Consider the following 25,381-nt stretch of genomic DNA (forward strand, 5'->3'; position numbering starts at 1 on the left):
AGAACTTGATATCAATGTAATCTAAGTTCTAATTATGATTCGACTCCTGGTGTTAATAGTTCTCGACGTTCACCAGGACGGACAATTACTGCTCCATTCTCGTCGATATCAACTACGGCAATGTCACCGTCTTTGACTCTACCAGAAAGGATTTCCTCAGCTAAACTGTCTTCTAACAGGCGCATAATCGCTCGACGCAGGGGTCTAGCACCATAACTGGGACTGTAACCTTCCTGAATCAAACGGTCTTTGAAGCTGTCGCTGACTTCCAAGGTAATACCTTTTTCGGTAAGACGACCAAAGACTTCTTTGAGCATGATGTCGGCGATTTCGGTAACTTCGGCTTTGTTCAACTGACGGAAGACGATGATTTCATCCAGACGGTTGAGGAACTCAGGACGGAAGTAGTTCTTCAGTTCTTCGTTCACCAAGAATTTAATCCGGTTGTACTGAGAATCTGTTTGATCTTCAGCAAACTCGAATCCGATACCACCACCACCTTTTTCAATGACTTTAGAACCGATGTTGGAGGTCAAGATGAGTAAGGTGTTTTTGAAGTCTACTGTGCGACCTTTGGCATCCGTAAGTCTACCGTCTTCTAGGATTTGCAGTAGCATATTGAATACATCAGGGTGAGCTTTTTCGATTTCGTCGAAAAGCACTACTGTGTATGGTCTACGGCGTACTGCTTCCGTTAGCTGACCACCTTCGTTGTATCCTACATAACCTGGAGGTGAACCAATCAATTTACTGACTGTGTGACGCTCCATGTACTCAGACATGTCCAGGCGAATCATAGCTTCTTCGGAACCGAAGAAGTAGGAGGCTAAGGATTTTGCCAATTCAGTTTTACCTACCCCGGTTGGACCAGAGAAGATAAAGCTGGCGATGGGTCGGTTAGGATTCTTCAAGCCAACACGAGCGCGACGGATGGCTCGTGAGACTGCTTTAACTGCGTCTTCCTGACCGATCAAGCGCTGGTGTAGGGTGTCTTCCATGTGTAACAGCTTTTCCGATTCGGATTCGGTTAGCTTGTTGACGGGGACACCTGTCCAGGAAGCCACGATGTGAGCGATGTCTTCCTCAGTAACTACTGGTTCTTCACCTTCGTTACCTTTGGCGTTGGTTTTGTTTTGCGCGATGGTGCGAATTTCGGCTTTAATTTCCATTTCGCGATCGCGCAATTCTCCGGCACGGTCAAAGTCTTGACTGCGAACTGCGTCATCTTTTTCTTTGAGGATTTGACGTAGTTCTTTGTCTAGTTCTTTGGCAGCGGGGGGTAATTGGGAGTTAATTAAACGTACCCGCGAACCAGCTTCATCAACTAAGTCGATGGCTTTATCGGGGAGAAAACGGTCTGATATATAGCGGTCTGATAACTTCGCTGCGGCAACTAAAGCTTCGTCTGATATCTTCAGCTTGTGGTGTTGCTCATAGCGATCGCGCAAACCATATAAAATTTCAATGGTTTCGTCTACTGAAGGTTCACCCACCATTACTGGTTGGAAACGGCGTTCCAAAGCAGCATCACGTTCGATGTGCTTGCGGTATTCATCCAGGGTGGTGGCACCAATACATTGCAATTCACCCCGTGCCAAGGCAGGCTTGAGGATATTTGCCGCATCGATTGCACCCTCGGCTGCACCCGCACCAATTAAGGTATGTACCTCGTCTATAACTAAAATTACATTTCCCGCCTGACGAATCTCATCCATGATTTTCTTCAGACGTTCTTCAAATTCACCTCGGTATTTGGTTCCAGCTACTAGCAAACCAATGTCGAGAGTGACGACACGCTTATCTTCGAGGATGTCAGGGATATCCTTGGTGGAAATCCGGGTTGCTAGTCCTTCTGCTATGGCAGTTTTACCAACACCTGGTTCACCAATCAATACTGGGTTGTTTTTGGTACGACGACCCAATATCTGAATTACCCGCTCAATCTCTTTGGCACGTCCCACTACTGGGTCGAGCTTGCCGTCAATTGCCATTTGGGTCAAATTCGAGCCGAATTCGTCCAAAGTGGGGGTTTTGGTGCGGCTAGAAGGACCACCCTGTGTCACTTCTGCTGTTTCACCTAACATCCTGATTACCTGGGTTCTGACCTTCGATAGGTCAACACCTAAGTTTTCTAGCACTCTGGCTGCTACGCCTTCACCCTCACGGATTAAGCCTAACAACAAGTGTTCGGTGCCGATGTAATTGTGTCCCAACTGGCGAGCTTCTTCCAAAGAGAGTTCTAGAACTCGCTTTGCCCGTGGCGTAAACGGAATTTCCACGGCAACAAAGCCTGAACCTCTACCGATAATTTTCTCAACTTCAATGCGGGCATCTTTGAGATTGACACCCATTGATTTGAGAACCTTAGCCGCCACACCGGTACCTTCGCCGATTAGACCCAAGAGGATCTGCTCGGTACCGACGAAATTGTGCCCAAGACGGCGAGCCTCTTCTTGAGCGAGCATGATCACCTTAATGGCTTTTTCTGTGAAGCGTTCAAACATATGGCAGTTTTCCCATCACCTGCGTCGTCGTGCCGGTACGCTGATTTTAGCACAGCGTAACGAAACTGATGCCCGTATAAAGATATAGACATCTTAAACGCTTCAATCCAGTTATGGGATGAATGCGAAAATTATTTATTATTTTTCTTTTTTTGTGTGTAGTGAGGAGCTTGACTCTAACAGCCTGTTTGGGTTGGAAACAGCGCAAAATGGTTCTTGTTGAGGCTTTGCTAAATTTACAATCCCAAGGAAAAATATTTAACACATTTTCCTTGGTTAGTCAAGATTAAATTGAACATTATGATTATTTTGTATGGATTATGGAAATTAAGATTTAATTAACTGAACAGTAAAATTTGTTAAATTTCGACACAAGATAAAGAATCTTTAAAGAGGTAACGGAAAACAAAAGTTTATGCTATTCAGGAATCGGGTGAATTTCCTGAAGAAGCATAAAACCTCTAGGAAGACTGATTGTTGTTTCCCAATTCAGGAATTTGCCAGCCGGATAGACGTAAGCGATCGCATACTAGAGTTTGCCATTGTGCGAGGGTGGTTTGGAATTTGGGGTATTGGATGTCTCCCAGCCACAGAATAAGGGCATCTTCCCCATTATCTTGGTAATAGCGTCGTCGTCTACCAGCAGTTTTGAAACCAAACTTGGTGTAAAGGGAAATAGCTTCCACATTAGAAACCCTAACTTCAAGAGTGGCTCGTTCCAAACCGCGATCGCAAGCTGTACTCAACAGGTAAAATAGCATCGCTTGACCTAATCCTTGCCCTTGGAACTGGGGATCAACTGCCACAATAGTGATATGTGCTTCTTCTAAAATTGACCAAAAACACCCCATAGCCAAAAGTTTAAGCTCAGAGCCAGCACAATACAAGCCAAGTAGATCACTATTTGGGCTACCAAGTTCCCGTTGATACCCTTCTAAAGTCCATAAACCACCGAAACAGGCTTGATCTAATTCTAGAACTGCACCCAGGTGTTGTTCTGTCAATGACTGAATTTCTAAATTTACTGTGTTCACACGTACTTGAAGAAGTTACAATGCCTCGATAGACTGGAAAATGTGGCATTTTTTAAACCCTAGAATTAAATCCAGGTTTGAAGGTAGTGTATACCAAATTTTAGTCAGGTAGATTATCGATCAAGATAAAAATTGCTTTCGATATTCAGTTAACTAACCAAGAAAACCCATCTCAGCGAAACTTCAAATTTATCAATTTGGAGCGTAGTAGATTAAAAAAAACAGTTAACATGCGATGGTTCAGCTAGGGCTTTAGTGGGACTATAAACAAGTTACTATTTTTTTGCTGACCGGAAGAGGCAGGGGGAAAAAGTCCTATCAAGATCTACGTGGAGCGGAACATCACAGCTAGCTACGTCCTTATAGGACATTTATACAGGGCAAACGATATATCCTCCATCCCAATGATCTGTCCCCTGCTCACTTTTCGCTTGTTGACCAACTTAATACATTTCTCGGACTTGCCAACTACCTATAATTTTAGCTAAGGACAAGATTAAATCGTTATGGTATCGACTCACCCAGTAGGGGTTCAAAATTCTGGTAAAAAGTATTTACCTCAATCCCCAATTGATCATCCAGGGATTTCCCCAAATCAATCGTTGTTACCTTTGACAGCACAAGTCAACAGCAGCGACCATTTAGAAATTGGTGGTTGTGATGTCAAACAATTGGTTGAGCAATTTGGCTCACCGCTGTATATTCTTGATGAAGAAACCCTGCGTACTGCATGTCGTCAATACCGCGATAGTTTGAAGCTGTACTACCCAGGAGAATCTCAGGTATTGTATGCATCTAAAGCTTGGAGTTGTTTAGCTGTTTGCGCGATCGCATCTAGCGAAGGATTGGGTATTGATGTTGTTTCTGGTGGGGAACTACACACAGCACTCACCGCAGGAGTAGACCCAGATAAAATCTATTTACATGGCAATAACAAATCTACCGAAGAATTGACATTTGCCATCGATTCCAACTGTACCATTGTTGTTGATAACTGGTATGAATTGGAAACCTTGGTAAAACTAGGTAGTGCAGCAAAACCTGTGAGAATCATGTTGCGTCTCACTCCAGGAATCGAATGTCATACCCATGAATATATTCGCACGGGACATTTAGATAGTAAATTTGGGTTTCATCCTGAACAACTTGCAGAAGTCTTCGCTTTCGTAAGTCAGCAAGATACTCTCAATTGTATTGGAGTTCATGCTCACATCGGTTCCCAAATTTTTGAGCGTCAACCCCACCGAGATTTAGCAGCAGTAATGGTGCAGTGGTTAAGCTTGGCAAAGAACCACGGATTAGATATTAGCGAATTAAATGTTGGTGGTGGATTGGGAATTAGATACACCGAATCGGATGATCCCCCAAGCATTGAAGAGTGGGTAAAACCAATTTGCGAAGTAATTAAAACTGCATGTGAGCAGGAAAATATTCCTTTGCCGAAGCTACTTTGTGAGCCAGGACGCTCTTTAATTGCCACATCTTGTGTAACTGCTTATACAATAGGCTCATCTAAAGAAATTCCTGGAATTCGTACTTATATCACCATTGATGGGGGAATGTCAGATAATCCCCGTCCAATTACTTATCAATCTGTGTATCGTGCAGTACTAGCTAATAAAATGTCTGCCTCAGCCACAGAAACCGTCACAGTCGCTGGGAAGCATTGCGAATCAGGAGATATCTTGATAAAAAATGCCCAACTTCCCAAAACTCAACCGGGGGATATTCTCGTTGTTAATGCAACTGGCGCATACAATTACAGTATGTCCTCAAATTATAATCGTTTGGCTCGTCCCGCAGCAGTCTTAGTTCGCAATGGCGAAGCAAATTTAATTTTACGTCGTGAGAATTATCAGGATTTGATTCGACAAGACTGTATTCCTGAAAGATTAAAGAAATAGTCAGGAAACATAACTCAGAAGTCAGAATAATTGGCAATTTTGCGGATCTGAAAATAACGAGCTAGTTAAGGAAAATTAAAAACTTAATAAAATCTACGGTATTTTCTCCCAATAACTGACAACTGATAACTGATAACTGACCTACTATTGACAATTAATTGTGAAGATTGAATCCAGATGTCATGGGAGATTGGTGGAAGCAATGGCTGATAACCTTCGGACAGTCGCACTCCTTGCTGCTGAAGACTCTGGATGTTGCATTGGTGTTAGCACTGATATATGTCATGCTAGTTCTGATCAATGAGCGGCGAACACTGTGGATGGTGCGGGGTTTTATCGTTCTGATGCTTGCCTCCGCACTGAGTCATCAGTGGGGGCTAGAATTGTTAAATTTTGTACTGGAGAAATTGGTCATTGGCTGTGCAGTGGCAATGGCAGTTGCCCTTCAGTCGGAATTTCGCAAATTTTTAGAACGCTTAGGTCGCGGAGAGTTGCGCCAGTTATTCCAGCCTGCTAATTTGGCGCTACCGAAGTCAGATAGTGTAATTGATGAAATTGTCGAAGCAGTAAAAGAACTGTCAAAAAACCGGATTGGCGCGTTATTAATTGTAGAAACTACTGGTGCCATTGATGAGCGGGATTTTTCCGTACCTGGTGTCAAGCTGAATGCGGAAGTTTCTAAGGAACTAATCCAAACTATTTTTCAGCCGAAGACATTGTTACACGACGGTGCTACATTAATACGTGGCTCGCGGATCGTGGCATCAGGTATAATTTTGCCGCTTTCGGGACGCACAGCCTCGCGCCAGTTGGGAACACGCCATCGGGCGGCGATGGGTATTACTGAGCGGGTCGAAAACTGCATTTGTGTGGTTGTTTCGGAAGAGACAGGTTCTATTTCTCTCGCAGAAAGGGGAATCTTAAATAGACCACTCACTATTGTGAAGCTAAAAGAAGGTTTGGAGGATATATTGTCACCAACAGTTGATCGGGAAGCTGTAGCACCTGGTTTACTGAGTTTGGGAAAAACAATTATTACCCGTGTAGTTTCTTTTATTTCACGTTTACTCGGACTACCATCGACCGCATCTCGAGATAAAAAATGACAGCACAAACAGCTAAACTGCGAGTTTTACCTCCCGATTTAAAACCAGAATATTTACCCAAACACGTTGCGGTAATTTGTGATGGTAATGGTCGGTGGGCAAAACGTCGCGGATTACCCAGAATTATGGGTCATAAACAGGGTGTAGAAGCGCTGAAAGCTGCGCTTCGCACCTGTAATGATTGGGGAATTTCAGCCCTCACAGCCTATGCTTTTTCGACGGAGAACTGGAAACGACCTCAAGAAGAAGTTGATTTTTTGATGAGTTTGTTTCAAGTGGTTTTGCGTCAAGAGTTACGGGAGATGATTAAGGAAAATGTGCGAATTAAATTTGCTGGTGACTTAGAGGCACTACCTTCTTCCTTGCAAAAGCAAATTTATGCGGCGATGGAGGAGACAAAAGATAATCCAGGGATTCAATTTACGGTGGCGACAAATTATGGTGGACGGCAGGAGATACTGTCTGCTTGTCGCGCGATCGCATCTCAGGTAGAACAGGGATTATTGAAAGCCGACGAAATCGACGAAGATGTTTTTGAACGTCATCTTTACACTGTGGGTGTGAGCGATCCAGATTTATTGATTCGTACCAGCGGCGAGATGCGGATTAGTAATTTTTTACTGTGGCAAATTGCTTACACAGAAATTTATGTTACGGATACACTGTGGCCCGATTTCGACCGCGACGAATTCCACCGCGCTCTGTCATCTTATCAACAACGCGATCGCCGATTTGGAAAAATCTAGAAAAATCTAGCTGCTACTGGAGAGCAAGGGTAAATAGGATTTCTCCCCTCTGCTCCCCGCTCCCTGCCCCAAGTCCTTTTTTTGCAGTCGGTTATGGTCCGGAAAATACTGCTTCTTCAATATCTTGACGACTTAGTGAATATTTAAACGAACGTTGGATATCTTGTTTTCCTTCTCCAACTCCAATATACCTGACTGTTATTTGCTCAATATCTAACCACAGTTCGGCTTGCCAGGTACCATAAGATAAGTGCCAGCAATGCAGTTGCTGCTCGTCTTGCTTGCAACCTCTTTCCTGTAGCCATTGTTCTATTTGTGGCAAAGTATGGTTGTATAACGGTGTTTCTACTGGCAGAAGAGACATAAGCAAGTTTAATTTTCAAATCTGAGCAACATTAATAATATTAATACTTATGTAGAAGATAGGAAGGAATCCTAGGAACTTCACTCAAGGTTTGAGTTAAGTGTTAATAATTTATATGACAAATTGTAGCTTTTATTGTTAATTATTCCTAGCGGAAAATAATCAATCGCTATCAATAATAGTAATTTACTGTTGTGAAATAGATTGAAGTTACTTGTTGGCTAAGTGGCGAGAGTGCAGTATCACCACGGATCAAGCCAATAGCGATCGCTAACAGCAAACAACCTATAATTGTCGCTGCCATGATAAATAGGGCAAAAACTTCCCCTTCGGAAAGTGGTCTATCTGTAGGATCGAGATAAGCTGACTTGCTTAAGTTCCGAGAATCAGAAACTGGTTGATTAAGATCAGTAGGAACCTGAATGACTTTGAAGCGCGAATAACCAATTTTGATGTCGTAATTAAGACGACGTTCCGGATTACTCAGGGTTGCGTAAGCCTCATTAATTTCCTGAAACTTAACTGTGGCAATAGCAGTAGGTAAAGTTGTAGTATCAGGATGATAATTTTTACTTAGTTCTCGATAAGCATGGCGAATATCTATCACTGATGCCCAAGGATTTAATCCTAGCAAGGAGTAATAGTTGGGTTGGTTTCCGGGTAAAGCTTTTCCGTTTTCATTCACGGTTGTTTGATTGATTTTGCATTCAAACTTCTTGATTATTCTAAGGCTTTTTTGTAGTTTTAAACAAGAATTTCAAGGTTTCTGCTAAAAGTAAAACCCTTGCAGAGAAATATTCTGCAAGGGTTTGTATTAGTTAACTGATAAGTGATGACTGTTCACTGATTAGATATCCAAATCAAGCATGTTAAGTTTAGAACCATAGGTTTCAATAAACTCCCTTCGTGGTGCGACGCGATCGCCCATTAGAATGGTGAAGATGCGATCAGCTTCCGCAGCATCTTCAATTTCCACCCGTTTTAAGGTACGTCTTTCAGGATTCATGGTGGTATCCCAAAGCTGCTGGGGCATCATTTCCCCTAAACCTTTGAATCGTTGGATGGTATAGTTGGCATTATCAGGAAACTCGGAAATTTTTTGTTGAAGTTCCCGGTCACTGTAACAATATTGGTGATTGCGTCCCCGTTCCAACTTATAAAGTGGTGGACAAGCTATATAAATATAACCTTGCTCAACTAAAGCCCGTTGGTAACGATAGAAGAAAGTTAACAACAACGTCCGAATGTGTGCTCCATCTACGTCCGCGTCTGTCATGATAACGATGCGGTGGTAACGTAGTTGGGTAGCATCAAATTCATCACCCCGCACACCCAAACCTAAAGCGGTAATTAGGGATTGGATTTCATTATTTTTGTAGATTTTCGAGTCGTCGGTTTTTTCGATGTTAAGAATTTTACCACGTAGGGGGAGAATGGCTTGGAAGCGTCTATCCCTTCCCTGCTTTGCACTTCCGCCTGCGGAATCGCCTTCGACTAAGTATATTTCCGACTCTGCGGGGTCGCGGGTACTACAATCAGCTAGCTTACCGGGTAGAGGTGAAGATTCTAGTACGGATTTCCGACGGACTAATTCTCTGGCATGACGGGCAGCTTCGGCGGCTTTAAAGGCTTGAATTGCCTTATCTAAGATAGAATCAGCGACACCGGGGTGGAATTCTAAGTATTCAGTTAGAACCTCTCCAACTAAAGTATCAACAATCCCCCTAACTTCTGTGTTCCCCAGCTTAGTTTTAGTTTGTCCTTCAAACTCTGGATCTGGGACTTTGACAGAAATTACAGCCGTCAAACCTTCGCGGACATGTTCCCCACTGAGATTTGATTCATTCTCTTTTATCTTATTGCGCTTGCGCGCGATCGCATTCATCGTCCGAGTCAATACTGTCTTCAATCCTTCGAGGTGGGTACCACCATCCACCGTCCGGATGTTATTGGCAAAACCTAAAACGTTATCTGAGTAGGCATCGCTACACCACTGTAAAGCAACTTCTACTTGAACATTATGGCGTTCACCTTGAACATAGATAATTTCCTCATGCTGCGCTTGCTTATCCGCATTCATGTAAGCAACATACTCACGAATTCCACCCTTATATTCATAGGTTTCCAACCTGGGTGTATCGCTTTTGAGGAGTTCGAGACGATTATCTGCGAAGGTGATTCTGACACCTGCATTTAAGTAAGCTAATTCCCGTAGCCGACTCGATAAAGTTGTGTAGTCAAATTCAGTTCCCGTCGTAAAAATTGTATCGTCCGGCTTGAACTTGATCGCAGTTCCTGTACGTGCTTCTTTATAGGGTTGATTTTTAAGTTCAGCTTGAGCAACACCACGCTCGTAACGTTGAGTATATACCTTTTTGTCACGCCAAATGGTGACATCTAGCCATTCTGATAAACCATTAACCACGGAAACACCAACACCGTGGAGTCCTCCCGATACCTTATAACTACCACCACCAAACTTGCCCCCAGCACCCAATACTGTTAAAACAGTTTCCAGGGCAGATTTTCCGGTTTTTGTGTGAGTATCAACCGGAATACCGCGACCATCATCTTTTACTCCACAAGAACCATCGGGGTTAAGCTCAACATCGACATGAGTACAGTAACCTGCTAATGCTTCATCTATGGAGTTGTCTACTACTTCATATACTAGGTGGTGAAGTCCCCTAGGTCCAGTGGAACCGATGTACATCCCTGGACGTTTGCGAACGTGTTCCAGACCTTCCAGAACCTGTATCTGTTCGGCACCGTAATCGGTCGTCATGAAAATTCTCCTGAATCGTGGGGGCAATATTGCCCGAAGTCAAAACACTCGAAAATTCTAACACAAAAGCCTTGGTGACAACCGTAGGGGTGTCTGATGAGTTTTTTTAATGGGGGTGTGTATGGGGAAGATTTATGTTTCAATTCTTGAATGGTTGGGAGTGGGGATGAATATAAAGAGTTTTAACGCAGAGGGACGCGGAGGGAAGCGCAGAGAAATGCGAAGAGAGAAATGCGAAGAGAGAAATGCAAAGAGAGAAATATGGAAAGTGTGATGTCTATGGCTTGATTGGGTTAAAGCACTAATTGTAGGCTAGTGTCAACTATAACAGGGAGAAATGCTAAATGCCTGTGACTAATGTACAACCGCAACTCAAACGAGAGTTAGGGGTTTTTGGTGCAACTTTGATGGGTTTGGGTTCCATTGTTGGGACGGGTGTATTTGTTAGTATTGGGATTGCTGCGGGAATTACTGGCTCTTCGGTGGTTTTGGCGGTGATAATTGCTGCTTTGGTGGCTACCTGTAATGGGCTGAATAGTGCCCAGTTGGCGGCTAGTCATCCTGTGAGTGGTGGTAGCTATGAATATGGTTACAAGTATCTAAATCCTGCTTTGGGGTTTACTGCTGGTTGGATGTTCTTGGTGGCAAAAACTGCCTCAGCGGCAACGGCAGCGTTAGGTTTTGCTGGTTATTTTGTTAATATTACAGGCTTAAATAGCAATTTAGTTGTTCCGATTGCCTTGGTGACAGTGGCAATCATAACCATAATTGTATTGAGTGGTGTGCGTCGTTCTAATTTTGCTAACACCGTCATTGTGGCAATTACCTTGATATCTTTGGGATTTTTGATTCTTTTGTGTGTTCCCCCTGTCACCCAAGTCGGAATTAACAACTTTACGCCATTTTTTACAGGTTCTCCCCAAGATTTCCTCCAAGCAACCGCTTTAATGTTTGTTGCTTATACCGGATATGGACGAATTGCCACCATGGGAGAAGAAGCGCGATCGCCTAAACGAACTATCCCTATTGCTATGGTAGTCTGTTTATTAATTACCATGTTTATCTACATCACAATTGCAACCGTAACAATTGGGGCTGTAGGTGCAGATATCCTAGGGAAAGCAGCGCCAGCACCCCTAGAAACAGTAGCCAGAATCTTAGGTGGCTCAGGTAGTGCTGGAGTACTAGCGGCAGGTGCCATGACAGCAATGCTAGGAGTATTACTCAACCTCATATTAGGCTTATCCCGCGTTCTTTTAGCCATGGGGAGACGCAAAGACGCACCGAAAATCTTCGCCAAACTCAATCAAAAACAAACAACCCCCTATTATTCAGTACTATTCACCGGGAGTGCGATCGCATTCCTGGTATTCTTAGGTAACGTCAAAACAACCTGGTCATTTAGCGCCTTCAGCGTCCTCATATATTACGCCATCACCAACCTAGCAGCAGCCAAACTCAACTCCAAACAAAGACTCTACCCGAAATGGGTGGCATGGTTTGGCATCACATCCTGCATCTTCCTCGCATTCTGGGTAGAAACAGCAATTTGGCAAACAGGACTAAGTTTAATCATCATCGGATTAATTTGGCACAAACTGAGACAAAAGTAGAGAGCAGGGGAGGCAGGGGAGATAGGGAGGCAGGGGGAGATTAATGATTTCTCAACCAAGGCGATGGATTATTAATCATATTTACCAAACCGGACAAAACTTGGTTGTAATTTGCATAAACTTCTCTTCCTGCTTCTACACTCATGTAGTTGCATTTAACAGCAAATTCAATCCAAGTTTGAGTTTCAGCGGCTTCAGCCTCACAATCATTGAGTTTAGCAATAAAAGCTGCTTTGTAACGCCGTTTTCTCCATGCTTCGGCTAAATTAGCACAGACAGATCGTGAGGATCTGCGAATTTGGTCAGTTAACGAATATCTTTCCTCGACAGGGAACTTCTTTGATAACTCAAAAATTTCCATTGCTGTCTCAAAGGCAATTTTGTAAATTCCCAAATCTTTATGGTGTTTAATTACTTCTCTATTCATTTTTTTGCCTTCCCTACCCCCCCTGCTTCCCCTGCTTCCCCTGCCTCCCCTGCCTCCCCTACCTCCCTACCTCCCCTGCCTCCCTGCCTCCTCATCCCCGCATCACCGCATCCAACAACTTCCCAGCACCAAAGCGAATCACATCAGTACAGGGCAACCCCGTCTCCACCTCCACCTGATTCACAGCTTCCCTAGCTTCCTCCTCCCCTAAATTACCCGTATTTAAAGCGATACCAACCACCGGAACCTTCGCAAATGCCCCCGCCCCAGCAGCAACCATTTCATACATCTTCACGACCTCAGCAAGTGGCGGAATTGGCACCCCTTCCAGTACCTCCGTTTGTCCAGCCCGATGCACCAAAATCATCTGTGTGGGTTGAGAACCCCGTATCAAAGGTAACGTCGCCGTTGAACCTGGATGCAACAAAGATCCCTGTCCTTCAATTTGTAAAATATCGTTGTTTTTCCCAAATCGCACCACCATCTGTTCCACCGCACCCGCTGCATAATCTACCCGAATCGCATCCAAGGGAATACCATCCCCTTCCAACATGATTCCGGTTTGTCCAGTTGCCAGAAACTTAGAACGCCATCCCCGTAACTTGGAAGCGTGGTGTAATTCCAAACTAGTAGACATTTTTCCCACAGACATATCAGTTCCCACCGTCAACACTCTTCGACAGCTAAGATGACGGGCAATTCCTGAAGCTACACCCAAGTTTGGGGGTTCTTTGCGGACATCCCAAATTAATTGCCCTGGTTTCAAAAGTGACTTTAATTCGGGTATATTTGCTAAGGGAGTATGCAAGCCATTGACAATTGACATCCCTGCTTGGATAGCATCCTTTAATTCATGCCAATAATCATCAGGTAAAGTTCCACCCTTGGGTGCAATCCCTATTACCAAAACTTCTGGGTTATATCTTAAAGCTTCTGCGACTGAACCAACTATGGGTATATCTCGTTTAATCCCAGTCAACTCGGTTAAAGATTGACCAACACATTCTCGATCTATGGCAGTGACAACCTGCGATTCACTATAGCGTAAGATGGACAAACCCGTTTTTCCGAGTCTTTCTTTGATTCCACCATGCAATAAAACTGCAACCTTTTGATTAAGCGCTAAACGCACGATATTTTACTCCCAACCCTGGTAAATCATTTGGAAATATTCGTCCCTCATGCAGGATAGCACCGCAAAAAGGATCATCAAGTAGATTTAAATGGCTGTCTAAATCAAGATAATCTGCCAGTGGTGATAATTGCGCGGCTGCGGTATTCACCAAGGTACTATCAGAATAGCAGCCAAACATCACCTGTAAATTTAAAGTGCGTGCTATTGAAATCATTCGCATGGCTTCAGTTAAGCCGCCAGATTTCATTAGTTTAATATTAATCCCATCGATACTATCCGCTAATTTGGGAATATCCATGCTGGTAAAGCAACTTTCATCAACGAATATGGGGAGAGGTTGCTGTTGTTTTAATTGGAGTAACTCAATTTCATTGCCTTTAGCTAAAGGTTGTTCCAGATATTTCACACCTTGTTGTGCCAACCACTTTCCCATCACCACAGCATCAGCTAGATTCCAACCACCGTTTGCATCAATAAATATTTCTTGTTTAGGGGCTTCTTCCTGTACCGCCAAAAACATCTGTTGATCGGCTATAATTCCTTCTGGAGAACCTAATTTCACCTTTAACACTCGAATATCAGCATACTCTAGCCATTTCCGCACCCGAATTTTCGCAGCTTCTGGGGTACTAATACCTATTGTTACAGACGTGGACGCGATCGCATTCCGATTTAAACCCCACATTTTCCATAGGGGTAAATTCACACTTTTTCCCAACCAATCATACAAAGCCACATCAATTGCTGCCCGTACTGCTGATGGCACCTTGTTTTGCAGTAAAATCTGTTCAATTTCTTGACGTTGGTAAGGGTTAAATACCTCCAACATTGGGATAACTTGCGATAGCGAATTCTGAATCATCTCCGTCGTTTGGAGATTTCCCGCAGCACGAAACGGTGTCGCTTCACCCCATCCCTCAATTCCATCCTCGATTATCTTTACCCAAACATTTGTGCTTTGTGCTGTTGTACCATAACTAATTGTGAGAGGAAAGCGTTTATTAACAGTAAAAGTTTCAAATTGGATTTGCATTTTCTCGCTACGATTTGGTGATATTACATCTTACTAGTACATGCTGCTTACCAAGTTGAAGATATTCAACAAGAAGAAAAAGTTGTAAATAAATTTTTAAAAGAACTATAGGACTCCTATTTGATTTTTGAAAAACCAAGCTACCTAGATGCTTGCCCTATAAAGGTTTGCTTCTCAGTATACTTAGCAAGATTCAAGTAGGATTCCTATAGATTTAGAACTCGTGTGGTATAAACATCTTACTTCTACAGGTTCAAGAACAAAATTATCGCCCTTAAAATTTTCTAACCTTGCGCGGGAAAAGTTACCATCTCAAAATTACATGAGTTCATTACTTCATAAATATTTCAGCGAAAAATACCAAACACATTATATGCTAGATGATTATATAATATTGGCAAGAAAACCTGATAATGTTACCGAGTAATTCCATCAAAGAAAACTCCCATATCTGGCATGGAAAGCTAAATTTAATTTACGCTAAACGTCAAAATAAAACTCAATTAATTCATGCTCATCATCAAGCACCATTAAATATTCAACGCCCATTTTATCCTGAAGGTGAGGAAATTTGCCATAGTGTGGCTTTGCATACTGCTGGGGGAGTTGTGGGGGGAGACAAGTTATCCTACGATGTTCATTTGCAAGACAACTCTCAAGCTTTAATTACAACGGCAGCAGCTAGTAAGATTTATCGCAGCAATGGATATCAAGCAAAACAAGATATTAAAATCAAACTAGATAGTAATAGTTATTTAGAATGGTTGCCGCAGGAAACAATTATTTTTAATGATGCGGAGTACTCCCAAAAGTTGCGAGTTGAAGTAGGAGAAAATGCCACATTTATGGGTTGGGAAATCACACGTTTTGGACGCAGTGCCAGAGGAGAAAAATTTACTGCGGGAGAATTTCGCAGTTATACCGAAATTTGGCATTTAGGTAAACCCCTGTGGATTGATAGACAGTGGGTACCTGGTTGTGAGGAAGTTTTTCACAGTCATCATGGTTTGGGGGGGAATGCGATCGCTGGTACGCTAATATGGTTGAAAAATCCGGTTTCTTCAGAAATCATCACCCAAGTTAGGAATTTATGGCAGGGTAAGGGTGAAGTTGGGGTGACTCGCTTGGAACATGGATTTTTGTGTAGATATCGTGGTTCTGGATCATCAGAAGTGCGAAACTGGTTTACTGATGTGTGGCAATTATTGCGGATGTCATATTTGCATCGAGTCGCCTGTATACCAAGAGTTTGGCAAATTTAAAATAAGTTAAACCAAAGGAGTCAAAAATGCAACTTACTCCCCAAGAAAAGGATAAGTTATTGATATTTACAGCGGGAATGGTGGCAGAAAGACGTAAAGCTAGGGGTTTAAAATTGAATTATCCCGAAGCAGTGGCATATATTTCTGCTGCAATTTTAGAAGGTGCAAGAGATGGTAGAACAGTGGCAGATTTAATGAGTTATGGAACTACACTTTTGACAGAGGATGATGTCATGGAGGGAGTATCATCTATGGTTCAGGAAGTTCAAGTAGAGGCAACTTTTCTTGATGGAACTAAGTTAGTTACAGTTCATAATCCAATTAAATAAAATTGTCAAATTATCTAAATAAATATAAAAATATGATCCCAGGTGAAATCATTCCCACAGCAGGTGAAGTAGAATTAAATGCAGGATCTAAAACAGTTAAATTGCAAGTCGCAAATACTGGAGATAGACCCATTCAAATAGGTTCACACTTTCATTTTTTTGAAGTTAACACAGCTTTACATTTTGAAAGAGCAAAAGCGCGAGGAATGCGACTTGATATCCCGGCAGGAACTGCTGTCAGATTTGAACCAGGTGATGAAAAGGAAGTGATCCTAGTTCCTTTGCGAGGAACTCGTCAAGTGTATGGTTTTAATGCTTTAATTAATGGTGCTTTAGCAGAAGTTACAGAGGAAAAGTGAAAATCTGGTCAAAAAACGACCCCTGCTAATTGCAAATCCTGCAAATCTAATCCCTGCAAATTAGCACCAGTAAAGTTAGCACCATGCAAATTAGTCCCAGCGAAGTTAGCACCAGATAAAACTGTCCATCTTAAGTCAGCATCACTCAAATCAGCTTCGGCAAAATTTACTCGTAATAAATATCCATGATGGAGGTGAGCTTTCCTTAAATTTGCGCGACAAAGGTTAGCTTGATAGAGATATGATCCCTGCATTTCGGCTTCGTATAAATTAGCAACACTCAAATCAGCTTCAATTAAATTGACTTCAACTAAGTTCGCAAAAGCCAAATTTGCCCGGTTTAATTTCGCTTCACCTAAATCACTACCCCTTAAATCTGCATTAACCAAGTTCACCGCAATTAAATTGCCTGCAAAAATAATGGCATTCCTCGAATTTACCCCACTCAAATCTGCACCAATAAGATTAGCCCGACTCATGTCAGCTTTTGTCAATTCAGCTTGCCTTAATTTTGTGAAACTCAAATTAGTTGCAACCAGGTTTGCCTGAACTAAATTTACTCCATCTAAACATGCTCCACTTAAATTAGTGCCACTCAAGTTGACTTCTGTGAGTAAAGCATCACTCAAGTTTGCCTGACTCAAATCAAAACCTGCCAAATTCTCACCCTGCAAACATACTCCACTCAAATTTGGCTCAATCTGGGGATGATTTTGCCGCCACTCCATCCAGATTGCTGCACCTGATTTTAATAAAGCTAAATGCTCTCGATTTGCCATTACCTACTCCTGACGACCACCAAGGCTATTTGAGCGACCAGAAACACTTTCAATTGCGGCTTCTGCCCCTGCTGCCCCTGCGATAATGTCCCGTTCGTATCCCCCTAAGTACAACCGCCCAAAACTTCCCACAGCCTGTACTTCAAGGATATTTATTGATGCTGCTTTCTCCGCTTCATTGGCTGCTAATGCGGCATAAGCAGCGGGTTCTACTTCCAATACGTATAAAGTTTGTCCCGCTAATAATAATTGTCCTCGACGGGTACGGTTGATTAATTGAGCTTGATATGCATCAATATTGCGGATAATTTGGTTAGAAATTACGCGAGGTTTGAGACATTCATCTTTTTTTACTCCCAAGGTTTGCAGAATTGCTTGTCCTGCTGCCCGTGTTTCTCCTTGGGAAGCAGAGTGTATTTCCAATAAACCATAAAGCCGTTCCACTATTTGCACTCCCGGACGTACAGAAGCTGATTTGAGGGCAACGTCGGTAATTTTATTAATTTCTATTCCTGGAGAAATTTCAATCCACAAAGATGTATCCCCCGGTAATGGTAAAAAACCTTGGGCTACAGTCCCTATGTATGCTGCATGTTGAGGTTGCAGACTATCGAGAAATACGAAACTCCGTAGCTCTATTCCCAAGGCTTTATTCTCCGATCATCAGGATAAGATTTTCTGTTGCGATAAGTAACATTAAACTACGTTTTGTTTCGTTTTAATCATTTTTTCAGAAGCCTCAGAAGCCAGAGGCAAAATTGACTCCAAAACACCTCTACTGCCCACTGCCTACCGCCTTCTTCAAAGGTGTTGTATAATAACTAACCCCTCGCACTATATATACTCCATAAAAAAACCCGGAATTACCGGGTTCTTAGTAGCTTGTAATGCAAGCCCAAAAACGTTATCGACATTAACCACCTAGGCTACGCCAGTCAACCAACACATCTTCGATGACGATAGATTTGTTGTAGATTTGCAAGATAATTAGGAGGAAAACGAAGAATAACCCCATAAAAACTCCCATTAAGGGTGTTGTACCCCAGCCGGGAGCAACTTTACCGTATTCAGAATTTAAAGGTCTGAGAATATCTCCCAACCGTGTCCGTTGTGCCATAGTTCACCTAAGATTGCTTAAGATTAGTTGCCAAAGCTTTTTTTAATCTTCTGTAATATTCTATAAGAATAGCACTCATAATCTATACTTCACCATGGAACCCGCAACAGTTCTTAGCATTTCCGTCGCATCAGTCGTCGTCGTCGTGACTGTAGTGTCCATCTACACTTCGTTTGGTCCTCCAAGCAAGGTATTGGATGATCCGTTTGAAGACCATGAAGACTAGGTAGAATAGGGCTCGGCTATTGACTGTGTAATTTTTCTCGACTAAAATTTGGCGCAATTGTATCTGTGACAAAAAAATTGCATTAATAAACATCAAGAAAATTGCACTAAAGTCAACAGCCCAGCATCAGTCTACTACTGGAAAAAACCAAAAAAAGCCAGGTAAAGGTCAGGGAGTATGTCAAAAATCACCTGATGCTAACATCTGAATGAGACGTGGCATACTGGGGTCAAATCCGCCAAAATCCCAGGACATCTCGTCTTTTGGATCGACTAATGTGTGGTTGTAAGGTGTCAAAGTGACATATACAGCTTTCACATTTGGATTTACCTTGCGGCGATATTCTGCCAATGCTTGGGAAGGATGTTTAGAACCTGCCCAACTTTCGGAATCTGTCCAAAAGCAAACAACATCAGCTTTAAATTTGTTTTCCAGCATCCAATCGTAGGCAACTGATGCATCTGTACCGCCAAAGTTGTGTTTTTGAGTTTTTTCTGTAGCTGAACGGAAACTATCTTTAGCTGTGATTCCTAAGTCGATGAACTTGGTGGAAAAACCGCGAATTTCGTAGTTTTTCTCAGCTTTGGCTGTGGCTAATGCCATCGCTGCGGCAATTTCACAGCAAGTTAAACCCATATCACTAACTAAGCTGCCCATCGAACCGGAGATATCAACCGCGTGCATAAAGACTTTGTTGGTTGGTGCCACAGCATCAAAGGACAATTCTACTGTTTTGTCGAGAATATCCACAATTCTGGGTACAGGTTTCCAAGTCTTTTTACTCCGTCCCAAACTACCACCAGATTGATAGGTTTTTAAGGCTTTGAGGACATCAATGGGATGAATCCTGGCTTTTCGCAAATATTCCCGGTTGTGGAGAACTGCTTCTAACCGATCCAAATTTGCTGGTTCGTCACCACGCAAAACACCCAATTCTGTCAAAGATCCCAAATTCCGCAACATTGCCCCAATTGGCATCTCTTCAAACAATAACTGCCAAGCAGCATTGTCCATTTTGCCCACAGGTGCCGCCATTTCATGGGTTAAGCGTCCTTGGCGAATCGCTTCGTGAGTTTGCTCAGGATTCCGCTTTAACCATTCATACCACCAAATTTGAGCCATTGCCTCACTAGGAATCTGGCTTGGTAGTTCATTCCAACCTTTAACTACCCAGTGATAGAGTAATTGGTGATCTTCGCTAGATGGTTTGGCGTGAAACAACCGCAATGCATCCCGGTGGGAAAAACCTTGACGTTGTTGATACTTCAAAAGTTGGTATGCCAAACCTTTGACATCTTCCCGCGCTAACCAGTTTCTACCCACTTCGCGGATGACTTTACCAAAACCCCGCATGGATTTGGTGTAGCTTAACCACTCATAGAAATGGCTGCCAGTGCGGACAACTTGGGGAAATATCTCCATAAATGCCGCTTTCGCTTCTGGTGCTTCACCCATCGACAACAACACCAAAGCTAAAATCGGCGCACTATTATTAATTGCCCGTCCATCGCTAGCATAGAGAATCTCATCAGCAACCCGCCGGGGATTTTGTGCGATCGCATTCTTAATAGTATCCACAAAATCCGTGGTTAATTCGCGTTTGCCTGCATAGTAAGTGCTTTGCGCTGTGCCAATCAGCAAACAGCGACGCACCATTTGCCAAATATCCCCAGCAAACATATATCCACCACTACGTCCCTGAACCATCTCTGATTCACGTCCAGGAATCGGTTGGCTTTGGGGTGTATTTTTGGGATTTTTAGTGAAAAAGTTGTAATTCATGTATTACATTCCCAGCCCTCACGGGCAAAAAGCGGAAACTTGGCGGGGGCTAAGTCTACGACACACTTCGTTACGCCTCCGTCAACGTTTCCAAGAACAGGTGGCAGGACGGGATTTGCACCCGCGACCTCTCGAGTTGGAATTTCGATAACCCTCAATTTTTCGGTCTTTGCAGACAAGGATTTAACCAAGGGGTTTAGCGCTCTACTACTGAGCTACCTGCCACGTATAGGATAAAATTCAAATCTCAAATTAATTGGGTGGCAAGGCAGGACTCGAACCTGCGACCCACGGCTTAAAAAGGCGATAACCCTCATTCTTCGGTCTTTGCAGACAAGGGACGAAAAAGGATGTTTACGTTGCTCTACCAACTGAGCTACTTGCCACATAAAGTATGAAATTAAAATCTCAAACTGTACTCAAAATGCTTCAAAATTAGTATTTGCTAATAGCCCAGATGATAATTGGTGTGAAGGGTAGGAGTTGAACCTACGAATAACGGAACTTCCGATAACCCTCAATTCGGCGGTCTTTGCAGACAAGTTTGTGAACAAGGGAAATTGGGCTTTCGCCCACCCGCCGCTTTACCACTTAGCTACCTCCACGCACTCAATTATGCTAACTAATTTGACATTTTCCTAAAGTATTTTTACTGAAGTTTGAGCAAACAGCAAAGCAGGATTTGAACCTGCATTTCCAGGTGGTTTAATCAAGGACATGGCTTGTTTGTAAATTAACGATAACCCTTGATAGGTCGTCCCTTACAGGAAAGGTGGGCGTTCTAGCTTTTGAACCATTCGCTGCTTGTATTACAAATGTAGTATATGTATTTTGAAGTGTCAAGGGGTTGTAGAGAATATTTTATTTGTCACCTTGAAGGTTTTTATTTTGCCAGACTTCTAACAATTTCGAGAAATACTGATAATACGGGTGGAGGGTTATTTGATTTCCAAGCAATGCCTAATCCTGCAATCGGTGCTTCCGGAATCAATTGACGATAAATAACCCCGGTTCGTTGGAAGTTTCTGACATGGGATGGTAACAACGAAATCCCCATTCCCGCAGCCACAAACCCCAACATCACCTGCATTTCCCTCGCTGCACAGACTACATTGGGACGTAAACCAGCACCTTGATAAATATCAAAAATCTGTTCGTGTAATCCGCAACCTCGATCACGGGATGCTAAGATTAACGGCTCATTCGCAAGTGATGCGATCGCTATTTCTGATTGTGCAGCTAAAGGGTGGTTTTCTGGTAAAGCTAATACTAGGGGTTCTTGCAGCAAGATTTCCACCTCTAAGCTTGCGTCGGTGATAGGTGGAATCACAAAACCCACATCCAGATTATTTTCAGCGATGGCAATGACTTGTTGACTTGTTTCCATTGGTTGCATAATCACCTCTACACCCGGAAAGCGATCGCGGAATGCTTTAATAGCAAGTGGTATCACATCGTATACCGATGATCCTTGAAATCCCACGGTTAACTGACCAATTTCTCCACGACTAGCTCTTTGCAGTACACGTATCCCTTGATCAAAACGAGCTAAAATTTGCTCAACTTCTATAACAAAAACTTGACCGAGTGCAGTTAATTTTATTTGACGGTGGTTACGTTCAAATAGTATAATGCAAAGCTCTTTTTCGAGATTTTGGATCTGACGACTGAGGGACGGTTGGGTAATATTTAATCTTTCTGCTGCACGACCAAAATTTAATTCCTCTGCTACCGCTAAAAAATATCTCAAGTGACGCAATTCAATATTTTGATGATTTTGATTCATGCTTAAAAACTATCGATTACTAGCAAAGAAAGTATTGGACTAGAAAACAGGCATTATTCTAGAGTATTAAAGAATGTGGTAAATGCTGAATATAGTTTTTAGGGTACAAGGTCAAAAAGATGGTAAAAGTTCTACATATTGATACTAGTCCCAGAGGGGAACGTTCTCACTCACGCAATTTAGCCAGTGAATTTGTAGCAAATTGGAAAAATTCTTATCTAGACTCCACAATTACCTACCGAGATATCGGACACCAAATTATCCCCCCTGTCAGCGAAACCTGGATAGCAGCAGCATTTTCTTCCCCAGACACCCACACACCAGAATTAACCACAGCATTGCAACTTTCCAACGAATTAATTGACGAGTTGGTTGAATGCGATCGCTATATTTTTAGCGTGCCGATGTACAATTTTGGCATTCCCGCAAATTTTAAAGCATATATTGACCAGGTTTGTCGGGTTGGACGCACTTTCGTGGTTAATCAACAAGGTGCTTATGAGGGATTATTAACTGGTAAAAAAATGTTAGTAATTACTGCCAGAGGTGGTAGTTTTCCTGCGGGAACACCTGCGGCAAATTATGATTTTCAAGAACCTTATATTCGCACAGTTTTTGGCTTAATGGGTGTAACTGATATTGCTTTTGTTAATGCCGAAAATTTAGCAATGAAAGGTGAAGTGCGGGAGCAGTCTTTGCAACAAGCTAAGGAAAAATTAGCACAATTAATTACAGATTGGCATTAAATGCAGCAAGTTAAATTTCCATCTGTTTTCGCAATATTTTTCCTAACCAGTATAGTGATGGGTTTCACAGTTAATCCATCACTTGCAGATACCAACAATGAATTTAATCCAGTTACTTCCGTCAGTCAGTTAAAAGATATTCAACCCACCGACTGGGCATTTCAAGCATTACAATCTTTGGTGGAAAGATACGGTGTAATTGCTGGATATTCTGATGGAACTTTTCGAGGAAAAAATCCTATTACTCGCTATGAGTTTGCAGCAGGTTTAAATGCTGCTTTAAGTAGGATTAATGAATTAATTAGTACAGGTCAAGAAAATTTAGTTTCACAGGAAGATTTAACTACATTACAACGTTTGCAAACCGAATTTGCCGATTAATTAGCCACATTACGCACCAGAATTGATGTATTAGAAACCCGCAACGCAGAAATTGCAGCAAATCAGTTTTCCACCACTACCAAATTAACGGGACAGGTGATAATGGCTGTAAATTCGGGTGAATTTGCTGGAGACAAAATCATTGCTCCTAGAGGTGCAGTAATTAGTCAAAATCACCCCAATTCAACTTTTATTTACCGCACAAGTTTGGATTTTAATAGTAGCTTTAAAGGTTCAGACTTACTCAAAATTCGCTTAGTTACTGGAAGTGATGGGGCAAATGATAGTGCTACAGGCTTTCTCGAACCAAATTTTGGTAGTGTTTTAGATTATTCAGTTCAAGGACGAAATAATCAAATTAGTCTAGCTCGTTTATATTACACCTTTGCCCCAAATCCAGATTTAAAAGTCACGATTGGACCTGCATTAGTTGCGCCAGATTTTGTTGACAAAAATCGCTATGCTAATGTTAGTTTTAGGGATTTTTCTACCCAAGCTTTTGCGAACAACTTTATTTTATTACCGAGAGCCGGAGGTGGAGGTGCTGTAATAGACTGGCATCCCAAAGGCAGTTCAATTAAACTACGAGCCGCATATATAGCTGGAGATGCAACCAATCAACTACCCGATAATCAACGCTTAATTGGTGGTGGAGGTTCTCAAGATATTCGACTATTTCCGAATGCTGGAGGTGGTGCAGATGGGGATTTATTTGGAGATCCTTATCAAGGTTTTGCAGAGTTAGAATATTCCCCTAGCAAAGCTGTGAATATGCGTTTGCAATATAGTGGCGGAAAAATATTTGGAAGCACCTTTCAAGGAGTTGGTGTCAATTTTGACTATGCTTTGAATTTACAAATTGGTGTATTTGGTCGCTACGGTTATGCCAGTTATCCAAATACTAGTTTAGGTGACATTCATCCTCATTATTGGATGACAGGATTTAGCTTACAAGATTTGTTTGTTAAAGGAAGTATTTTGGGAGTTGCAATTGGTCAACCATTTATAGAAAGTGCGGTGGGAAATAGCACGCAAACTAATTATGAAATTTTTTATAACTTACCCGTGAATGACAATATTCGCGTCACTCCATTACTCCAAATTGTCACAAATCCCAGCAATCAAGCTGATAACGGCAGGATTATTAGTGGGACATTGCGGACAGTATTTTCATTTTAAATTAGGTTGACCAGTGATTCATTTAAAATCAAAATGTATTCGCAAAGGAAAATTACATGACCATTAGACTTGACCTCAAACCAGAAACAGAAGCTAGATTAATTGCTCAAGCTTCGGCACAAGGAATATCAGTAGAGCAATACCTACAATCATTAATCGAAAATAATTTTTTGCAAATTGATGGACAACATCGTATTCCCAAAACGGAAACTACTGAGGATTGGGTGAATTTGCTAGAACAATTTTGCAACAATCCAGCTTTGGCAAATGTACCACCTTTGTCAGATGAAGCAATTAGCCGCGAAAGTATTTATCAGGAACGGGAAGATAGCCAGCTATGAACTATTTGGTAGATACCAATTTTCTGCTGCGTTTAGCTCAAAACACTAGCCCTTTCCAGCAATACACTCGTAATGCTTACTCAAGCTTGCGAGCGCAAGGTGAAGTCTTAATGATTGTGCCACAAAATCTGGTTGAATTTTGGGCAGTTGCAACAAGACCCATAAATGTTAATGGATTAGGTTTGTCGATTGAACTAGCATCTCAAGAATTATCCCAGATGAAACAGCTATTTCGGCTCCAACTTGATACCGAGAAATCTTGATGATCTGGGAGCAACTTGTTGTCAAATATCAAGTAAAAGGTAAACAAGTACATGATACGCGATTAGTGGCGGCGATGATTGCTCATCAAATTACCCATCTACTGACTTTTAACACCGATGATTTCAAACGCTTTACAGAGATTACAGTAATCGAACCACGGGATATTTCTACCATCTAAA

The 25,381-nt window shown here is 42.2% G+C and carries 25 protein-coding genes, 3 tRNA genes and 1 pseudogene; 13 read left to right on the forward strand and 16 right to left on the reverse strand.

The features are described from left to right. Positions 1-32: 32 nt before the first annotated feature. Together CAL6303_RS25870 and rimI are read right to left on the reverse strand one after the other, a co-directional pair. Complete coding sequence (locus tag CAL6303_RS25870; RefSeq protein WP_015200797.1) at positions 33-2,504, reverse strand: ATP-dependent Clp protease ATP-binding subunit; 2,472 nt, start codon at positions 2,502-2,504, stop codon at positions 33-35. Positions 2,505-2,965: 461 nt separating this feature from the next. After that, a complete protein-coding gene (gene rimI, locus CAL6303_RS25875) occupies positions 2,966-3,538 on the reverse strand; it encodes a ribosomal protein S18-alanine N-acetyltransferase (protein WP_015200798.1) in 573 nt (190 codons plus the stop codon). Positions 3,539-4,044: 506 nt separating this feature from the next. On the opposite strand from rimI, the gene lysA reads away from it, so the two are divergent. From lysA to CAL6303_RS25890, 3 genes are all read left to right on the forward strand, one after another. Next, positions 4,045-5,442 carry a diaminopimelate decarboxylase gene (lysA, locus tag CAL6303_RS25880; RefSeq protein WP_015200799.1) on the forward strand — a complete coding sequence of 466 codons (1,398 nt, stop codon included), beginning with the start codon at positions 4,045-4,047 and terminating at the stop codon, positions 5,440-5,442. A 182-nt stretch (positions 5,443-5,624) separates the two neighbouring features. Further along, positions 5,625-6,548: a diadenylate cyclase CdaA gene (gene cdaA / locus CAL6303_RS25885; RefSeq protein ID WP_015200800.1), complete on the forward strand. Its 924-nt coding sequence runs from the start codon at positions 5,625-5,627 to the stop codon at positions 6,546-6,548. Continuing rightward, positions 6,545-7,294, forward strand: coding sequence for an isoprenyl transferase (locus CAL6303_RS25890; protein ID WP_015200801.1), 750 nt, complete (start codon positions 6,545-6,547; stop codon positions 7,292-7,294). Before cdaA ends, CAL6303_RS25890 begins: the two co-directional genes overlap by 4 nt. Positions 7,295-7,385: 91 nt before the next feature. Here CAL6303_RS25890 and CAL6303_RS25895 read toward each other — a convergent pair whose 3' ends face one another. The 3 genes from CAL6303_RS25895 to gyrB all read right to left on the reverse strand — a co-directional run bounded on the left by CAL6303_RS25895 (position 7,386) and on the right by gyrB (position 10,443). After that, positions 7,386-7,658 carry a DUF3143 domain-containing protein gene (locus CAL6303_RS25895; protein WP_015200802.1) on the reverse strand — a complete coding sequence of 91 codons (273 nt, stop codon included), beginning with the start codon at positions 7,656-7,658 and terminating at the stop codon, positions 7,386-7,388. A gap of 172 nt (positions 7,659-7,830) precedes the next feature. Continuing rightward, complete coding sequence (locus CAL6303_RS25900) at positions 7,831-8,343, reverse strand: J domain-containing protein (RefSeq protein WP_015200803.1); 513 nt, start codon at positions 8,341-8,343, stop codon at positions 7,831-7,833. A 162-nt stretch (positions 8,344-8,505) separates the two neighbouring features. Continuing rightward, positions 8,506-10,443, reverse strand: coding sequence for a DNA topoisomerase (ATP-hydrolyzing) subunit B (gene gyrB / locus CAL6303_RS25905; protein WP_015200804.1), 1,938 nt, complete (start codon positions 10,441-10,443; stop codon positions 8,506-8,508). Positions 10,444-10,787: 344 nt separating this feature from the next. Here gyrB and CAL6303_RS25910 point away from each other — a divergent pair, with 344 nt between their 5' ends. Beyond that, on the forward strand, positions 10,788-12,056 hold the full coding sequence (locus tag CAL6303_RS25910; protein WP_015200805.1) for an APC family permease: 1,269 nt from the start codon (positions 10,788-10,790) through the stop codon (positions 12,054-12,056). A 40-nt stretch (positions 12,057-12,096) separates the two neighbouring features. Here the strand turns inward: CAL6303_RS25910 and CAL6303_RS25915 are convergent, their stop codons facing one another. The 3 genes from CAL6303_RS25915 to CAL6303_RS25925 all read right to left on the reverse strand — a co-directional run bounded on the left by CAL6303_RS25915 (position 12,097) and on the right by CAL6303_RS25925 (position 14,651). Further along, positions 12,097-12,483 (reverse strand): four helix bundle protein, encoded by a 387-nt coding sequence (locus CAL6303_RS25915; protein ID WP_015200806.1) that lies wholly within the window; start codon positions 12,481-12,483, stop codon positions 12,097-12,099. A gap of 91 nt (positions 12,484-12,574) precedes the next feature. Further along, positions 12,575-13,615: a DUF1611 domain-containing protein gene (locus tag CAL6303_RS25920; RefSeq protein ID WP_015200808.1), complete on the reverse strand. Its 1,041-nt coding sequence runs from the start codon at positions 13,613-13,615 to the stop codon at positions 12,575-12,577. Then, on the reverse strand, positions 13,599-14,651 hold the full coding sequence (locus CAL6303_RS25925; protein ID WP_015200809.1) for a dipeptide epimerase: 1,053 nt from the start codon (positions 14,649-14,651) through the stop codon (positions 13,599-13,601). The genes CAL6303_RS25920 and CAL6303_RS25925 overlap by 17 nt, the downstream gene beginning before the upstream one ends. 413 nt (positions 14,652-15,064) lie before the next feature. Here CAL6303_RS25925 and CAL6303_RS25930 point away from each other — a divergent pair, with 413 nt between their 5' ends. Genes CAL6303_RS25930 through CAL6303_RS25940 form a run of 3 tightly spaced genes read left to right on the forward strand, consistent with a single transcriptional unit; the run spans position 15,065 to position 16,601 of the window. Next, positions 15,065-15,913, forward strand: a complete 849-nt coding sequence (locus tag CAL6303_RS25930; protein WP_015200810.1) for an urease accessory protein UreD — start codon at positions 15,065-15,067, stop codon at positions 15,911-15,913. Positions 15,914-15,939: 26 nt separating this feature from the next. Further along, entirely contained in the window at positions 15,940-16,242 is a 303-nt protein-coding gene (ureA, locus tag CAL6303_RS25935; RefSeq protein ID WP_015200811.1) for an urease subunit gamma, read from the forward strand. Positions 16,243-16,274: 32 nt separating this feature from the next. Next, complete coding sequence (locus tag CAL6303_RS25940; protein ID WP_015200812.1) at positions 16,275-16,601, forward strand: urease subunit beta; 327 nt, start codon at positions 16,275-16,277, stop codon at positions 16,599-16,601. Positions 16,602-16,609: 8 nt separating this feature from the next. Here the strand turns inward: CAL6303_RS25940 and CAL6303_RS25945 are convergent, their stop codons facing one another. The 3 genes from CAL6303_RS25945 to psbH all read right to left on the reverse strand — a co-directional run bounded on the left by CAL6303_RS25945 (position 16,610) and on the right by psbH (position 18,497). Next, positions 16,610-17,380 (reverse strand): pentapeptide repeat-containing protein, encoded by a 771-nt coding sequence (locus CAL6303_RS25945; protein WP_015200813.1) that lies wholly within the window; start codon positions 17,378-17,380, stop codon positions 16,610-16,612. Between the two features lie 3 nt (positions 17,381-17,383). Next, a complete protein-coding gene (locus CAL6303_RS25950) occupies positions 17,384-18,025 on the reverse strand; it encodes a microcompartments protein (RefSeq protein WP_015200814.1) in 642 nt (213 codons plus the stop codon). 268 nt (positions 18,026-18,293) lie between these two features. Continuing rightward, a complete protein-coding gene (gene psbH, locus CAL6303_RS25955; protein ID WP_015200815.1) occupies positions 18,294-18,497 on the reverse strand; it encodes a photosystem II reaction center phosphoprotein PsbH in 204 nt (67 codons plus the stop codon). A 94-nt stretch (positions 18,498-18,591) separates the two neighbouring features. Between psbH and psbN the strand changes: the two genes are divergently transcribed. Then, positions 18,592-18,723 (forward strand): photosystem II reaction center protein PsbN, encoded by a 132-nt coding sequence (gene psbN / locus CAL6303_RS29550; RefSeq protein ID WP_083866344.1) that lies wholly within the window; start codon positions 18,592-18,594, stop codon positions 18,721-18,723. Between the two features lie 180 nt (positions 18,724-18,903). On the opposite strand, the gene CAL6303_RS25960 is transcribed toward psbN, so the two are convergent. The 5 genes from CAL6303_RS25960 to CAL6303_RS25970 all read right to left on the reverse strand — a co-directional run bounded on the left by CAL6303_RS25960 (position 18,904) and on the right by CAL6303_RS25970 (position 22,291). After that, positions 18,904-20,505, reverse strand: coding sequence for a TROVE domain-containing protein (locus CAL6303_RS25960; RefSeq protein ID WP_015200816.1), 1,602 nt, complete (start codon positions 20,503-20,505; stop codon positions 18,904-18,906). A 100-nt stretch (positions 20,506-20,605) separates the two neighbouring features. Further along, positions 20,606-20,730 (reverse strand) — tRNA-OTHER (locus tag CAL6303_RS30535). Positions 20,731-20,762: 32 nt separating this feature from the next. Continuing rightward, a tRNA-OTHER gene (locus CAL6303_RS30540) sits at positions 20,763-20,891 on the reverse strand. Between the two features lie 79 nt (positions 20,892-20,970). Further along, positions 20,971-21,110, reverse strand: a tRNA-OTHER gene (locus CAL6303_RS30545). Between the two features lie 278 nt (positions 21,111-21,388). Further along, entirely contained in the window at positions 21,389-22,291 is a 903-nt protein-coding gene (locus tag CAL6303_RS25970; protein WP_015200817.1) for a LysR family transcriptional regulator, read from the reverse strand. Between the two features lie 119 nt (positions 22,292-22,410). On the opposite strand from CAL6303_RS25970, the gene CAL6303_RS25975 reads away from it, so the two are divergent. The 5 genes and pseudogenes from CAL6303_RS25975 (at position 22,411) to CAL6303_RS31305 (ending at position 25,380) form a co-directional block, all read left to right on the forward strand. Next, positions 22,411-23,037, forward strand: a complete 627-nt coding sequence (locus CAL6303_RS25975; RefSeq protein WP_015200818.1) for an FMN-dependent NADH-azoreductase — start codon at positions 22,411-22,413, stop codon at positions 23,035-23,037. Positions 23,038-23,094: 57 nt separating this feature from the next. Beyond that, positions 23,095-24,597 (forward strand): annotated as a pseudogene (locus CAL6303_RS25980) (iron uptake porin). Between the two features lie 56 nt (positions 24,598-24,653). Next, positions 24,654-24,938 carry a hypothetical protein gene (locus CAL6303_RS25985; RefSeq protein WP_015200819.1) on the forward strand — a complete coding sequence of 95 codons (285 nt, stop codon included), beginning with the start codon at positions 24,654-24,656 and terminating at the stop codon, positions 24,936-24,938. Continuing rightward, positions 24,935-25,201, forward strand: a complete 267-nt coding sequence (locus CAL6303_RS31300) for a hypothetical protein (RefSeq protein WP_238993743.1) — start codon at positions 24,935-24,937, stop codon at positions 25,199-25,201. The genes CAL6303_RS25985 and CAL6303_RS31300 overlap by 4 nt, the downstream gene beginning before the upstream one ends. Then, positions 25,201-25,380 carry a hypothetical protein gene (locus CAL6303_RS31305; protein WP_238993744.1) on the forward strand — a complete coding sequence of 60 codons (180 nt, stop codon included), beginning with the start codon at positions 25,201-25,203 and terminating at the stop codon, positions 25,378-25,380. Before CAL6303_RS31300 ends, CAL6303_RS31305 begins: the two co-directional genes overlap by 1 nt. The last annotated feature ends 1 nt before the right edge of the window (position 25,381 follow it).

Origin of the sequence: Calothrix sp. PCC 6303 (genome assembly GCF_000317435.1) — a bacterium.
GTDB lineage: Bacteria > Cyanobacteriota > Cyanobacteriia > Cyanobacteriales > Nostocaceae > PCC-6303.